Below are 15,300 nucleotides of genomic sequence, written 5' to 3'. Positions count from 1 at the left end.
TCATGACGATACCTGATGAGAATAGAATCTTTGCATCAGACCATACTTGTTGGTTTTAAGCTAATTTTTCTGTCTCCTCATTTCGGTTAAGGCCACTGATAGCAAGGGGTTTCATGATATTCCCCTGGCCTCCGTACTGAAAAGACTTACATTTTCTGGATCAAGCGCTTCATCCTGTTTCATGGCAAACGCCATCCTCGCAACATGGGGGCCAGGAGTGATAAAGGGATTTAACTGAACGCCAGACACGCTACCGCTCGGCCGGTGCTCCATCACAGCAAGTCGGTACTTCTCAGTTGTCTGATCGAAATTACCCTATCTTTCTTGTGGGCGCAATGTGCAAATGGGCTTGGGATAAGTGCATATGAGAGGCAGACAGCGCATTTTCTAGTGAGCTTTCGCGCCCCTTCTGCCCCACACCTATGGCTTGAAGATGAAACTGACTAGGCTGAGGCACGACATCATAGGCAGGTGTCAGGCGATAATGGTGATCTGATATGTTTTTCAGCAGCCCATGATTGTCAGGTGATGATCCGAATTGCCCACCAGGATATTAAAAACCATCCTGCGGAACATGCTCAGAAGTCATTATCATACTCTTTTCGGCTCTGCCGGATTCTGCGTGGCAGATCAAAGTTCAATGCGAGCAGGTCCTGTTCCGGCTCGATGATATGAGCAAGCGCTTCCACCCGTCCGTAGAGTGCCAGCAGGGTTGCCAGGTTGCCCATCGTCACGCCAGGATAGCCCTGTTCAATTCTGCGGATGGTGACGCGTGATAATCCTGTGCGAGCCTGAACCTCTGCTTGTGTCCAGCGCTGGCTCTTGCGCGCAATCTGAAGATGTTCGCCTAGCTGCTGCAATGCAATCTCAGCCAGGGATGACAGATTTTTCATAGAATGAATACCATAGTGTTCCTTATCGCGCTTAAAGGAAACTATAGTATTCATTTTGGTATGATGCAAATAGACGCTGAAACTTAAGACAGCGCCTCTCTGACTGCCCGGGCCGCATGTATCGCGGAGTCAGTCAGCTTTACGCCGGATACCTATCACTCTACCCGCCTTGTCCGGTCGTGGCAGGTTCTGGTGTGTTGCAAGCAGCTGATCAACTTGCTTTTGAACACCTGACGGAAAAGGCGCTGCTCGACGCTCGGCCATGCCGACATGCATCGTGATCACCTCATTCGTGGCGGCCAGCCAGCCTTCAGTGGCGTGGATCATCTGATGGAAAAAGTGCAGCCGCTTGCTGTCAGCATCCAGCAGTTGCGTATAGATCAGATAGGGCTCATCGCACTGCAATTCACGGTCGTAGGTGACATGCATCTCGAGCGCAAAGGATGATCCACCCTCTCGTGTCGGATACTCTGCATCCATCCCCAGATGCGCCAGCAGCGCGTCCGTGGCGTGGTCAAATGCCAGTACATAATACGCCACATTCATATGCTGGTTATAATCGATCCACTCGGGCAGTACCTTGCCCTCACCTAGTAAGAGAAGCTGCTCAGACATGTTTCGGTATCCTCAAAAAAATCTGTATTCAGAGATCGAATCATAACTCTGAGTGGAATACATTTAGAGTACGCACTTTAAAATTTTGATATTTAAACGCCCATATTTAGGGGGCGAAGCGGCATAGCAGTGGAAGCAGAGGCCTCAGCCCGCTTACAGGGAAGTGAATTTAATTGCTTCGGCAGTTCATTCTCGACGAGCCAGTATAAGTCCAATCCCAGCACTACCAAGCAGTCCGGCACAAACTCTATTGAACAAGCGACGCATAGTGGGGCGAGAGAACCAATGACGCAATGCTTTGCCAAAAAATGCATACCCAGCTATTGCTACCCACTCAAGCATCAAAAACAGCACACCTAAAATCAAGAACTGGAATCCAATAGAGCCTGTAGGGTCAACAAACTGAGGCAAGAAGGCAGTGAAAATCAAAATAGCCTTAGGGTTGCCAGCAGCTAGGAGAAACTCTTGCCTCGCCAACTGAAATAGGCTTTTTCCACCCAACGCTTCGTTCCCTGCGTCAGATGTGTCTGCAGTCCATAACTGAAAAGCAAGCCAAAGTAGATAAAGCCCCCCGCCGACTTTTATTCTGAAATCAAAACCCTCAGCATCAACAGCCCGCCCTCTATTATAATCTTTTAACTGTTTAAATCGATAAACTCAATCACCTATTCACACAATTTGCATTCGATAACTTATACACTGCATCAAATGACTCCCAATGCTATACTCTATTCGTACCGCTAGCGCAGGAGCGCTGTAACTTACTGACAAGCAAGGATGCTATGATGTCAAAATTCTCAAAACTCCCTCTCGTTTATTTTATCGTTCTGTGTGTTGGGGCTTGTGCCCTATTCTCTGTGAAATCCTCAGCACAAGTGCAACTGGCAAAGGTCTATAACCAGAAGAGCGCCATCACCATCAGTGACTATTTAGTCAGTGAAAAATATGATGGTGTAAGGGCTATCTGGACAGGTGAACAACTACTGACACGACAAGGCAACCCGATATCTGCTCCTAATTGGTTCACCGAGCCTTTACCCGCCGTTTGGCTCGATGGTGAGTTATGGACACAGCGTCAGGATTTCGAAGCCCTAAGTGGTATTGTGCGCACCCAAACAGCAAACGATGACCGATGGCGCCAAGTTAGTTATATGGTTTTTGACATGCCTGATGCCCAGCTTCCTTTTGAGCAGCGTTACAAAAACTATACTGACTTAATAGAACAGATAAATGCAGAGCATATCAAAGCCGTAAAACAGCTGCGTTTTGATTCCAATCAAGCGTTAGATGAACATCTGCAGGTTGTTGTTGAAAACGGCGCTGAAGGCTTGATGCTGCATTTAGCCAGCGCACACCATCGCCCCGGCAGAAACGATGCGTTATTGAAGCTAAAACCTTATTTTGATGCCGAAGCCGAGGTGGTTGCGCATTTGCCCGGACGAGGCAAATACACCGGCATGCTGGGCGCTCTGCGAGTGCGTAATCAACAAGGCATTGAATTCTCGGTCGGCAGCGGGCTCTCTGATGCCGAACGCGCTAATCCCCCGCCTATCGGCAGTACAATTACCTATAAATACCACGGCTACACCAATAATGGCCTGCCCCGCTTCGCCAGTTTTTTAAGGATTCGGGATGATCACCATCCTGAATACTAAGCGATAATCGCCACCCGTTGCATCATGGCACGTCACACTAAAACGTGCTATTTGTTTGCCCGGACATATGTATTGCCAAACACCTTTTTCTTTAGCGAGGTCATACCAATCCAAGGGATCTTGTCGGCGAGGACTCCATTTGATCAGATAATCAACGTTAGGTTGAGCGCTGAATGGGCGGATCGTTTTAAGCTGCTTTAATTTGATAACTTGATCGCACTTCCCCCAAGCTATCAATATCAAAACTTGACAGTCATAAAATCAGCTAATAACATTGGACGGTAAAGGTATAGGATTGATAACGCATACAAGGATTTTTAAAAGGATTTCATATGTCAAAGACGCATTTGATTTTAATCACACGTAAATGGGAAACGGAAAAATCAACCATCAGCGAATTTCATATTCCAGATGCATTACCTAATGCAGGTGAAATTCAGCATGGTTATTTTCTGGAGCTCGAAGGTCCTGATACACTTGAACGTAATCAAAGAAAACGCATTGTCGAGGGAATTTTTAGACTAAAATGGCAAACAACTACAGGAAATCGTTCACTTAGAGGAGATTTACCATTACCTTGGTTATATAACTCAGATGTTCCTGCAGATAGACGTATATATATACATGTTGGCAATAAACCTGAGAACTCTGATGGATGTTTACTAATTGGTTCTGATCGAAAAACTGATGAAGTTACTAATAGTCGAAACTCTCTAAACCGCCTTAAAAAATTCTTAAATCGTGTTGGTATTGAAAACGTTAAAATAAGAATCACGTCGGAATATCAATAACCATGAATAATATCACAAAAAGAGCCATTTCCATTATTAATTTTAGATGCAGTTATATTTTACTGCCGATTCTATTTAATCTAGTGGCTTGTTCAGGGCATATAACGTCAGATACAAAACCCAAACAAATGGATAATCTAACCTATGGCGGTTTTTTTCACGAGAATCTAGATAGATTAGAAACTGGATGGAATGAACCAAGAAAATTTGGTCATTTAACTACCCTTGCGTTTGTAATGAAGGAAGATTTTTTTGCACCTACTTATTTTATTCAAGAGCCTTTTTATCTTTACGGTCATCTGCTTGCCTATTGGGATATTCAATATTATGAGCTAACTGAGACCAAAGTGATCGACGCACAACCTGAAAGAACATTGAATTTACGCTTCTACCCTCAAGGGACTCAATCGCAAACGTCAGCAATATTGTTAAAAGATCTAATTGCTTTAGCAGAAGATAGTCGAGAGGCTGCTAGGTTCTTTATCTATGATGATCTTCAGATAGAAGAATATGATTATAAGTTTATACGGACTGATGAACAGGATGAAGCCTCAGTTCATTCTCGACTAATACCTTTTGGAACCGCAATAGACACCTTCATTCAAGAACGTGAGGGATTCGTAACTATTCCTGTTTACGCAAAACTTTCCGGTGTAGCTACCTTTTATGATTCAGCGTCGACGTTTTTGTATGCTCAAATTGATGTTTTGAAACCCTGGCCAGAAGGTGCTGAGTTTTACTCAGATATTTATGATTTTGCCGAAGATGTCTACCTTGGACGACCATGGATGCAAACTTTTGTCCTAGATGATGGGGCATCAATTTACGCGCTTCCTAGTGAAGATTCAAAAATTACTAATATAAACACCGCGAAAAAAGGGTCTATTGAAAAAATATCTAGTTACAATTCTGAATGGTATTTAGTTAATTTCTACGGTGAACCTGATACCCAGTTTTACGTTAGGGTCAAAGATTTGTGGGTAGTTAATTGATCCTAAACCATTTAACTATCCACAACACGCGAGATTAAGCCATCTGAGTTTTTTCAATACGTTGGATATATATCCTAACTAAAATGGAAACGAGAACTGCGCCCCTTCCCACACACTGGAAGAGGGCATTCAATTTCAAAATGCTATGGCCTTCCTGACCATTAAACATAAAGAGGTTTTCAATAACGCCAAGCAGTTTTAATTGATCGACTTCCTCACCTAGCTCCTCTTTGACTTCTCGGATAGCCGCGTCCCTGGACTTTTCACCAAAGTCAATGCCACCCCCGACAGGCGATAGATACCTCTCGTTCTTTGCAGGGTCAAAGCTTTCGGCAAGCAATACCTTTCCTTGGCTGCGAAATACGCATACAGATTTAGCTCTTATGTTTTTCATTTTTTAGAATAGATGTATCTGCTTAACCTCTTCGACAAGAATTAGTGCGCCAGCCGACAAGAGGAAAATCTAGCTTCTGGAACATAATGAGACCCGATGCCGAACAAGCCCGGCATCGACGAGTTCACGTGTCATTATTCTAGATTCTAGGGGAAATATCATGACAGAACACATTTGCACTTCCAGTTGTACTCACGGCATCAGCGCTGAAAGCAAGAAAGATGTTACCGAAGAGTTTGATACGGCAAGGCGTTCATTTATACGGAATGCCTTTGTTGGTGGCGGCGCTGTATCGCTTGGAGCAATGGGCGTAAGCATGTCTCCGATGAGCTATGCGTCTACAGGCACGTCATCGAATACTGTGGACGCTGACGCGCCGGGGCCGATGCATTACTACATACCCGCCACACCCGAAACGGTTCTTTGGGGCTACTTTAGCAAGATTGCCAAACCCGTAGTGGAAATTGAATCCGGCGATTTTGTTACCATAGAGACGCTGACCCATCATGCCAATGATGATGCCGAACGCATGGTAAAAGGTGACCCTGGCGCCGAAAGCATTTTTCACTGGGATGCCCAGCGCAAAGGGGTTGATCGGCGCGGAGCCGGTCCTATGGATGCCGCAATTGGAGCTGGCGGTGGGGCGGGTGTGCATATTTGCACAGGGCCTGTTCGTATCCAGGGCGCTCAGCCAGGCGATATTCTTGAAGTCCGTATCGCGGATGTGACCCCAAGACCCAGTGGAAACCCTGATTTCAAAGGCAAAAGCTTTGGCAGTAATGCAGCAGCTTGGTGGGGATTTCACTATGGCGATATGCTGACCGAGCCGAAAAAACGTGAGGTCGTCACCATTTATGAGGTCGATGCCAGAGGGGAACGCAATTGGGCCAAAGCTGTATATAACTACCGGTGGACACCGCAAACCGATCCATTTGGAGTGGTTCATCCCACCATCGACTATCCCGGTGTACCCGTGGATCACCGCACGATCAGCAAACGAGACAATATTCTACGTGATATTCGCATTCCTATCCGACCACACTTTGGCACGATTGGCGTCGCACCGGCAGAAGCCGATATAGTGAACTCCATTCCGCCAAGTTATACCGGTGGTAATATCGATAACTGGCGCATCGGTAAGGGGGCAAAGCTCTATTTTCCCGTGGCCGTGGAAGGTGCCATGTTCTCCGTGGGTGACCCTCATGCCTCTCAGGGTGACTCGGAACTCTGCGGCACGGCTATTGAGTGCTCATTAACCGGTACTTTTCAGTTTATCTTGCATAAAAAAGCAGATTTGCCAGGAACCGCTCTGGCAGAGCTAAACTACCCCTTACTGGAAACTCAAGATGACTGGGTGTTGCACGGATTTAGCTATGCTAATTATCTAGCCGAGCTGGGACCTAATGCCCAAGAAGACATCTACAGTAAGTCATCGGTTGATAAGGCTCTGCGGGATGCCTATAGAAAGATGCGTCACTTTTTAATGACGACTCAGCAGCTCGACGAAGATGAAGCTATCTCACTGATGTCAGTGGCCGTCGACTTCGGTATTACCCAAGTGGTTGATGGCAACTGGGGCGTACATGCGATACTGAAAAAGTCGATGTTTCCGGCACGCGGCAGAAGCTGACCCTTCTGGCACAACAGTTGCGAGATAAAAAACTCACTCATTAAGGACCGAAAGATTGCTGTGACTGACCTAAAACGTTTTTCTGCCAGTGCCATACCAGCAGAGCTACGCCAATGGGCCTGGAATGATATACTCGCCAGGCTCGGCTTATCTAGCGATGCTACACGCCCAGACACAACCCATGACAGTGGCTATATAGCCCTGTCAGTGTCGGCACGCAACTCGGTATTTGTGCACCTTACGGCAGCACCGCAAACCCTAACAGCCCTTGCAAGCCAATCGGCTCCTCCCTCATCAAGCACCGTATTAGTGCTTGCACTGCTCGATGGCACTGCACAGGTGCTAGATGCCGACCAAAAAGTTCAGTTACGTTCAGGCGATATCATGCTGCTTGATCCTAACCAACCTTGGCACCTGACACTGCAAACCCATTTTAGAACGATGCTAATCAAGCTGGAGTCCTCCAGCTTTCTGCTCAGATTAGTCCGTACAGGACGGCAAGAAGCAAATCGGATCAGTACACAACAAGGTATAGGTACGTTATGCCTAAATATGCTGCAATCCTTGACAGACCAATTGGCTCATCTGGATCGAAACGAATTACCCGCCCTTGAAACAACGCTGGCCGAACTACTCGTCGCCTGTCTATCACATAAACACTCAGATGCACTGGATGATACCACCGATGTGCAATTGGCACATTTACGTAGAGTATGTCGATCAGTTGATTCTTACTTGGATGACCCAGAACTGAATATTGAACAAATCGCAGCACAAGAAGGTTTGTCTGTCAGGTATTTACAAAAGCTGTTCAAAAACAGTGGTACCACCTTCAGTGAATACCTGAAAAGCAGACGGATACAGCATTGCTGCATTGACTTGGCTAACCCAACTTTGGCGCAATTCAGCATTGCACAGTTGTGCTACCGATGGGGGTTTAATGATGCTGCAAACTTTAGCCGCACCTTTTCACAGATCATGGGCATGTCACCGAAAAATTATCGTGCAGCTCCACCTCAGGATCTTCAGGTCCAACTACAACGTGGCTGTCCGCAAACCAAACCTTCAACTCGATCCGCATACGCCCAGCCTCAAAATATTCCACTGGACAATGCCATTATGCAGCAGCGTAAACCTTTTCAGGAGGTTCTGGATGATCATGCACGCTATGTGCTTTCTCTAAAACTAGCACCCAAACGTCTTCCCGTTATGGAGAACACGCCCCCTACTCAATCCAATACACATACACCTCGGCAATACTACCTGCCCGCATCAGATAAAACGGTTCACTGGGGCTATTTCAGTAATGAAATAAAACCGGTTCTCAACATCCGATCCGGTGATATTGTCACCATTGAAACCTTGTCCCAACATGCCACCGATGACAGTGAGCGGATGATTGATGGCGACCCTGGTGCTCAGAGTGTTTTTCACTGGACACGCACGAAAAAGAACGTTGATCGACGTGGAGCTGGCCCAATGGATGCATCAATCTTTGGACGAGGGGCTGGAGAAGGGTTTGGCGTGCACATCTGCACGGGCCCCATCTATGTGACAGATGCAGAACCCGGTGATGTCCTAGAGGTTCGCATCTTAGACATTCAACCTCGCCCCAGCTGTAACCCATTATACTTAGGAAAACATTTTGGCAGTAATGCCGCTACTTGGTGGGGTTTTCAATACGACGACCTACTGACTACACCCAAAAAACGTGAAGTCGTGACCCTATACGAAGTCCACCAGCACAGCCATCCACCTCACGCTAAGGCAATTTATAATTTTCGGTGGACACCCCAGACCGACCCCTATGGCATAGAACATCCGACAATCGATTACCCAGGCGTGCCCGTTGACCATACCAGCATTAATAAACAGTTTGGTATTCTCGAAAACGCAACGATTCCGGTCAGACCCCATTTTGGTGTTATGGCCGTTGCCCCGCGTGAATCCGGTATAGTCGATTCCATTCCACCCAGCTATTTTGGCGGCAATATGGATAACTGGCGTGCTGGAAAAGGCACTCAACTTTTCCTACCTGTCGCTGTTCCAGGTGCGTTGTTTTCAGTTGGTGATCCTCACGCATCACAAGGTGATTCAGAACTCTGCGGCACCGCAATCGAATGCTCGTTAACCGGTATTTTTCAGTTAGTACTGCATAAAAAGCAAAACCTAAGCGGCAGTTTTATGGAGGACCTTAGCCACCCGTTTCTGGAAACACCGGATGAATGGGTATTGCAAGGCATGAGCTTTTCCGATTATCAGGCAGAGCTGGGACCTAATGCTCAAACACAGGTATATAAAAATTCATCGCTGGAAGCGGCCATGCGCGACGCCTTTAGAAAAGCGCGTCATTACTTGATGAAAGAACACAAACTCAGTGAAGATGAAGCCATATCACTGATTTCCGTCGCTGTCGACTTTGGCATTACGCAAGTAGTCGATGGCAATTTGGGAGTTCATGCAATTATCCGAAAAGCGATTTTTCCGGACTATAAGCGTTAGGAGCAAGCGCGATGGCGATGGCGATGGCGATGGCGATAAATTGTTAAAATTAACACCCTTTAACAACAGCGCGAGCACAATCAGCGCTCGCTTGCCTAACCTCTTCCATATCGGGATGCGTCTTTAAATATGTCATCCACGACGAATCTATGACCTTCACTTCATCTTCAATCCAACGCTTGAACGCCATCACCTTTTGATACTTAAAATGAGGGGCAGGTGCGACAAGGTAAAAGTCATACTGGGACTTCATATAAATGGGCAGCGGGCAAATAAGCTGCCCTTTTTCAATTTGTTCATACACCAAACTATAACGCATCATCGCCAACCCTTGGCGGGACAACAACGCCTCCATCAAAGAGGTCGAATCCTCCACATGCAAATGCGACTTCATCGGCATATCGTAAAGATCTAAAAATCGCTGCAACACAGGCCACACATGTTGAACATCCGGCCCTGTATCGGTAATGATTGGAATATTGAGTAACTGCGCCCTAATTGGCTCGTCAATGTGAATCATTGATGGATGACACACCAATACCAAATACTCTCTGAATAACAACTGCGAAGTCAGCCCCGCATACTCGCCTCGACCTAAACGAATACATAAGTCCAAATCACTGTCTGCAAAAGTTGATAAATCAATGCTTGGGCTCAACCGAAGATTAATCTCCGGCTCCTGAGCTTGAAAACCACCCAAGCGCGACACCAGCCAACGGTTGGAAAACGACGGTACCGTACTGATTACCAAGGTATTGGGACTTGGGTCTTCCATGATCCCTTTGACCCCTTCTTCCAACAAGCCGAACGCCTTCTCAACATACTCAAATAAATACTGCCCTTCTGCAGTCAGTACCACTTGGCGGGTGTGCCGTTCAAACAAGTCCACCCCCAAGGCCTGCTCCAAGGTTTTAATCTGCTGACTCACCGCCGCCTGCGTGACAAAAAGAGACTCCGCCGCCCTTTTAAAGCTAAACGTCTGGGCTGCATAACGAAACGCTTGTAAGGATTTAAGCGGTGGTAAAGCACGACCAGAAGACATAGACGGCCTCTTTATAAATAAGATTTTCTTAACTATAAGCCATTATTTCTCGTTTGTCGCACAGCATTGAATAGCTGATCATGTATCTAAAGAAGACGATCACTAAAGGCGGTCAGGTCTAGATCCCTTAACGATAAAAGCACTGACTCCTCCAAATACACTATAGCCATTAAGGGATTTTACTCCGTAATCAAGCAAACTAACAAAAGGAGAAACACCATGAAAGCATGCACATCAGACGAAATGAGCATCATCAAAAGCAGCCACTTGGATACACACAACAGCTGCAAATCAACATTAGAAAATCTAAACGAAAAACCATGGAAAGCGATCTTCAAAAAAATCATCCGTAACTCACGTACCAGACGTAAACTCAGACAGTTAGATAAAACGCAACTGGAAGACATAGGACTAACCGCCTCCGACGTAGAGCAGGAAGTCAACAAACCGCTATGGAAGTGATTATGAACTGTAAATGAGGGTGCTTCTGCTGTCCGAGTCTATTTACCTTCTTTATTGCTACAAGCACCCCCTTAAGGAGCTAATGGTAAAGTCTCAGCAAACGACCGAAGGAAATGCCCTTGAGCAGTTTGCTGTAAGCCTGTCACGCACAAGACTAACAGATAATGAAAAGTTCATTCCTTAAACTTGCTCCAAACTTTGTTAAATACTTCATTTCCTAGAATTACTGTAACATGACCAGATCTGAGTTCAGAAAGACGCCGTTTCGCTTCCATTGACCATTGTTTGTCTATCTCAGATTCTGGATGATTTAGATTACGCAACAGTGAACCCACAACCAAGGCACTTTCTTCAACCGGAAGTGACACTGCTTCATCTATTAATTGCTTTGAGTTCATGTCTCCACCTCTGCTTGTGGTCAGGTGTATTTAGCCGAACTTTGCCAGATTCACTAGACAAAAAAAGAGAGGCTACGCCTCTCTTTTTACTTAACCCTATTCAAAACGAATAGTTAAATACGCTCGATGATCGTTGAGATGCCCTGCCCCATGCCGATACACATGGTTGCTAATCCAAACTGACCTTGTTTTGCTTCCAGTACATTCAATAGCGTTGTACTGATGCGCGTACCTGAACATCCGAGCGGATGGCCTAAGGCAATCGCACCGCCATTCAGGTTTACTTTATCATCCATCTTATCCAACAGCTTAAGATTTTTGAGTACAGCCAAACCTTGTGCGGCAAATGCCTCGTTCAGTTCGACATAATCAATATCATCAATTGTTAAGCCAGCCGTTTTCAAGGCTTTTTGAGTTGCGGGTACTGGACCAAAGCCCATGATTGAAGGATCACAGCCAGCAACCGCAAGGCTGACAATCCGCGCTCTTGGGGTCAAACCCAGTGCCTCGGCTTTCGCTGCTGACATCATTAACATAGCAGACGCACCATCTGAGTAAGCAGAAGAGGTACCTGCAGTCACTGTGCCGACCTTGGGTACAAAGACTGGCTTCAGTTGACCCAGTGTTTCGACTGTAGTTTCTGGACGAATAACTTCGTCGTAAGTCAGCAAGGACTTAAAACCTTTTTCGTCGTGCCCTTCAACGGGGATAATTTCTTTATCGAAACGCCCCTGCAAACGTGCTTCATAGGCTAAACGGTGCGAGCGAGCGCCCATCTCGTCTTGCATCTGGCGAGAAATGCCGTTCATTTTACCGAGCATTTCAGCCGTCACGCCCATCAGCATTGCTGCTTTTGCCACATGCTTTGACGCTTCTGGGTTGATATCGACACCGTGGGTCATGTCGACATGCCCCATGTGCTCAACACCACCCACTAAATAGACATCACCGACACCGGCCATGATGGAAGCTGCGGCCGTGTGCATGGCCGCCATGGACGAGCCGCATAGACGGTTAACGGTTTGAGCGGCAACCGTGTGGGGAATACCCGCAATCACCGCCGCATTACGCCCGATGTTAAAACCTTGCTCTAGGGTTTGGTTAACACAGCCCCAGATAATATCGTCGATATCCGCAGGGTTCAGACCTGGGTTTCGTGCCAAAATGCCCTGCATAACGGCTGCAGATAAAGACTCTGCACGCACATTACGGAAGGAGCCGCCTCTGGAGCGTCCCATTGGCGTACGAACCGCATCCACAATTACTGCATCATTGGGTTTTAAATTCATGATCCTTCCTCCATTACTTGCCAAAATAGGTTTCGCCGTTAGCGGCCATCTGCTTCATTTTCTCGGTCGGTTGATACAACGCACCGAGATCTGCATAGGGAGCGGCCATGTCTATGAAGGCCTGCAAACCCATTTCATCCAAGTAATGCAAAGCACCACCACGGAATGGAGGGAAACCTATTCCATATATTAAGCCCATATCGGCTTCTGCTGGGGTCGCGACGATCTCATCTTCCAAACAACGAACCGTTTCAATACACAAGGGGATCATCATGCGGGCAATGATCTCGTCTTCACTAAATTCGCGTGAGGCTCCAACCACACCCTCCAATAATGTAGGCACTTCGTCATCCAGCACTTTCACTTGCTTACCACGACGGTCTAGCTCGTAACGGTAAAAGCCTTTGTTGTTCTTTTGACCAAAACGTTGCAGTTGGTAAAGACGATCGATCGCATTTTCACCTTCGTGCCCCATACGGTCTGGGAAGCCTTGAGCCATCACACTGTCGGCATGATGCCCTGTGTCGATGCCTACAACATCAAGTAAATAGGCAGGTCCCATTGGCCAGCCGAAACGTTCCATGACCTTATCGACCTGAACAAAATCAGCGCCATCACGAAGCAGCAAGCTAAAGCCTGCAAAATACGGGAACAGGACACGATTCACTAAAAAGCCTGGGCAGTCATTGACGACAATCGGCGTCTTACCCATGGCTTTGGCATAGGCCACTGTCCGTGCGATGGCGACTTCAGAGGATTTCTCGCCACGAATGACTTCGACCAACGGCATTCTGTGCACCGGATTAAAAAAGTGCATCCCGCAGAAGTTTTCAGGACGCTCTAAGGATTTGGCCAATTCAGTGATTGAGATGGTTGAAGTATTAGACGTCAGAATGGTGTCGGGTGATACTGCTTTTTCAACATCGGCTAAAACACTGGCCTTAACCTTGGCATTTTCGACCACTGCCTCAACAACAAGGTCTACACGGTCAAAGTCACCATAGCTCAGCGTGGGTGTAATTTGAGTCAACACCTTCGCCATTTGCTGGGCATCCATTTTGCCACGCTTAATCTGTCCATTCAGAAGCTTCGTCGCTTCATCCAGTCCAAGCTGCAAGGCCTTGTCATTAATATCCTTCATCAGGATAGGCACACCTTTAGAGGCCGACTGATACGCAACGCCCCCGCCCATAATTCCTGCACCCAGCACCGCGGTTTTTGTTACAGGTGCTGCATCTTTTTCGTATTGCTTACTGACCTTTTTGATGTACTGATCTTTTAAGAACAAACCGACCAATGCACGTGTGACACTATTGGTTGCCAGTTTCGCAAAGCCTTTCGCTTCGACTTGAATGGCCTTATCGCGGGTCATATTGGCACTTTTCTGAATCGCGCCTAATGCCGCTAAAGGAGCGGGATAATGCGGACCTGCTTTACCACCAATAAAGCCCTTCGCAGACTCAAACGCCATCATTTGCTCAATTGCATTGAGCTTGATCGCGATGGTTTTTTCAGTACGGCGCGCTTGATAATCAAACACACCTTCAGCTGCTTTAGCCAACAGATCCAATGCAGCCTCACGCACAGCGTCTTGAGCAACGACGGCATCAACGGCACCGTCTTTCAAAGCCGCATCGGCGCGCTTATCGGATCCACCGCAGATCCACTCATTGGCGTTATCGACACCAATCAAGCGCGGAAGGCGCACGGTTCCACCCCAACCTGGGTAAATACCAAGCTTAACTTCCGGTAGACCTACTTTCGCTGCCTGCCCCATCACACGGAAATCGGTGGATAAACACAGTTCAAAACCACCACCAAACGCAACACCATTGATTGCCGTCACCGTTGGGAATGGCAAGTCCTCAATCGTGTTGAAGATTTCATGTAAAGACAGCAAATGCTCAACAATGGCCTCTTCACTTTGATCAAACATTTGGCTGAATTCAGTAATATCGGCCCCGACAATAAAGCAGTCTTTTGCACTGCTGAACAACGCCCCTTTCACGTCAGTCATCTGTGATAGCTGGGTGACGACGTCACGTAGCTCAGCTAGGGTCATTTGGTTGAGTTTATTAACACTGTCACCTTGCAAGTCAAATGTGACCTCAACAAAGCCACCTTCAATCTCACTTGCGCGTATTGCTTTACCTTGAAAAATCATTCGCACTCTCCTGTCTTTGAGATCTGTTTAAAGACTTGCTTCTAACTCGGGAACGGCCTCAAACAGATCCGCCACCAGTCCATAATCGGCCACTTGGAATATCGGGGCTTCTTCATCTTTATTGATCGCTACGATCACTTTTGAATCTTTCATCCCGGCTAAGTGCTGAATCGCACCCGAAATACCCACCGCAATGTACAGATCCGGCGCGACCAACTTACCCGTCTGCCCCACCTGCATATCGTTGGGAACGTAACCGGCATCCACGGCTGCTCGCGAAGCACCCACAGCCGCACCCAGTTTATCGGCCACCTTGTACAGCATGTCGAAATTCTCGCCATTGCCCAAGCCACGTCCGCCCGATACAACAATGCTGGCCGCCGTCAATTCGGGGCGATCAGATTTTGCCAAGGCTTCATGGCTAAAGCTAACATCTGCGCTTTCAAACACAGACTCTACGCGCTCAACACTGG

The 15,300-nt window shown here is 47.0% G+C and carries 15 protein-coding genes and 1 pseudogene; 7 read left to right on the top strand and 9 right to left on the bottom strand.

Going from position 1 to position 15,300, the window contains the following annotated elements; genetic code table 11:
- Positions 1-144: 144 nt before the first annotated feature.
- Positions 145-234 (top strand): annotated as a pseudogene (locus F5971_RS18715) (hypothetical protein); the annotation flags it as partial.
- Between the two features lie 344 nt (positions 235-578).
- On the opposite strand, the gene F5971_RS18080 reads toward F5971_RS18715, so the two are convergent.
- The 3 genes from F5971_RS18080 to F5971_RS18070 all read right to left on the bottom strand — a co-directional run bounded on the left by F5971_RS18080 (position 579) and on the right by F5971_RS18070 (position 2,093).
- Positions 579-893, bottom strand: coding sequence for a helix-turn-helix domain-containing protein (locus F5971_RS18080; protein ID WP_193496518.1), 315 nt, complete (start codon positions 891-893; stop codon positions 579-581).
- Between the two features lie 129 nt (positions 894-1,022).
- Complete coding sequence (locus F5971_RS18075; RefSeq protein ID WP_193496516.1) at positions 1,023-1,508, bottom strand: thioesterase family protein; 486 nt, start codon at positions 1,506-1,508, stop codon at positions 1,023-1,025.
- Positions 1,509-1,694: 186 nt separating this feature from the next.
- On the bottom strand, positions 1,695-2,093 hold the full coding sequence (locus F5971_RS18070) for a LysE family translocator (RefSeq protein WP_246187846.1): 399 nt from the start codon (positions 2,091-2,093) through the stop codon (positions 1,695-1,697).
- 200 nt (positions 2,094-2,293) lie between these two features.
- Between F5971_RS18070 and F5971_RS18065 the strand changes: the two genes are divergently transcribed.
- The 3 genes from F5971_RS18065 (at position 2,294) to F5971_RS18055 (ending at position 4,946) form a co-directional block, all read left to right on the top strand.
- Positions 2,294-3,163 carry a DNA ligase gene (locus F5971_RS18065; protein ID WP_193496514.1) on the top strand — a complete coding sequence of 290 codons (870 nt, stop codon included), beginning with the start codon at positions 2,294-2,296 and terminating at the stop codon, positions 3,161-3,163.
- A 332-nt stretch (positions 3,164-3,495) separates the two neighbouring features.
- Positions 3,496-3,954 (top strand): DUF5675 family protein, encoded by a 459-nt coding sequence (locus F5971_RS18060; protein WP_193496512.1) that lies wholly within the window; start codon positions 3,496-3,498, stop codon positions 3,952-3,954.
- A gap of 2 nt (positions 3,955-3,956) precedes the next feature.
- Complete coding sequence (locus F5971_RS18055; RefSeq protein ID WP_193496510.1) at positions 3,957-4,946, top strand: hypothetical protein; 990 nt, start codon at positions 3,957-3,959, stop codon at positions 4,944-4,946.
- 34 nt (positions 4,947-4,980) lie between these two features.
- Here F5971_RS18055 and F5971_RS18050 read toward each other — a convergent pair whose 3' ends face one another.
- Positions 4,981-5,340, bottom strand: coding sequence for an NUDIX domain-containing protein (locus F5971_RS18050; RefSeq protein ID WP_193496508.1), 360 nt, complete (start codon positions 5,338-5,340; stop codon positions 4,981-4,983).
- Between the two features lie 160 nt (positions 5,341-5,500).
- Between F5971_RS18050 and F5971_RS18045 the strand changes: the two genes are divergently transcribed.
- Positions 5,501-6,970, top strand: a complete 1,470-nt coding sequence (locus tag F5971_RS18045) for an acetamidase/formamidase family protein (protein ID WP_193496505.1) — start codon at positions 5,501-5,503, stop codon at positions 6,968-6,970.
- Between the two features lie 60 nt (positions 6,971-7,030).
- Entirely contained in the window at positions 7,031-9,472 is a 2,442-nt protein-coding gene (locus F5971_RS18040; protein ID WP_193496503.1) for an acetamidase/formamidase family protein, read from the top strand.
- A gap of 49 nt (positions 9,473-9,521) precedes the next feature.
- Here F5971_RS18040 and F5971_RS18035 read toward each other — a convergent pair whose 3' ends face one another.
- Positions 9,522-10,514, bottom strand: coding sequence for a LysR substrate-binding domain-containing protein (locus F5971_RS18035; RefSeq protein ID WP_036513757.1), 993 nt, complete (start codon positions 10,512-10,514; stop codon positions 9,522-9,524).
- Positions 10,515-10,733: 219 nt separating this feature from the next.
- Between F5971_RS18035 and F5971_RS18030 the strand changes: the two genes are divergently transcribed.
- Positions 10,734-10,976 (top strand): DUF1127 domain-containing protein, encoded by a 243-nt coding sequence (locus tag F5971_RS18030; RefSeq protein ID WP_193496501.1) that lies wholly within the window; start codon positions 10,734-10,736, stop codon positions 10,974-10,976.
- A 173-nt stretch (positions 10,977-11,149) separates the two neighbouring features.
- On the opposite strand, the gene F5971_RS18025 is transcribed toward F5971_RS18030, so the two are convergent.
- The 4 genes from F5971_RS18025 to F5971_RS18010 all read right to left on the bottom strand — a co-directional run.
- Entirely contained in the window at positions 11,150-11,374 is a 225-nt protein-coding gene (locus F5971_RS18025) for an addiction module protein (RefSeq protein WP_193496499.1), read from the bottom strand.
- Positions 11,375-11,487: 113 nt separating this feature from the next.
- Positions 11,488-12,663: an acetyl-CoA C-acyltransferase FadA gene (gene fadA / locus F5971_RS18020; protein WP_112156585.1), complete on the bottom strand. Its 1,176-nt coding sequence runs from the start codon at positions 12,661-12,663 to the stop codon at positions 11,488-11,490.
- Positions 12,664-12,676: 13 nt separating this feature from the next.
- Positions 12,677-14,827 carry a fatty acid oxidation complex subunit alpha FadB gene (fadB, locus tag F5971_RS18015; protein WP_193496497.1) on the bottom strand — a complete coding sequence of 717 codons (2,151 nt, stop codon included), beginning with the start codon at positions 14,825-14,827 and terminating at the stop codon, positions 12,677-12,679.
- A 27-nt stretch (positions 14,828-14,854) separates the two neighbouring features.
- Positions 14,855-15,300, bottom strand: a 446-nt coding sequence (locus F5971_RS18010) for an electron transfer flavoprotein subunit alpha/FixB family protein (RefSeq protein WP_246187844.1), incomplete at its 5' end; no start/stop codon positions are given.

Origin of the sequence: Nitrincola alkalisediminis, from assembly GCF_009821115.1 — a bacterium.
Taxonomy (GTDB): domain Bacteria; phylum Pseudomonadota; class Gammaproteobacteria; order Pseudomonadales; family Balneatricaceae; genus Nitrincola; species Nitrincola alkalisediminis.
This window is presented reverse-complemented; position numbering and strand designations above follow the sequence as displayed.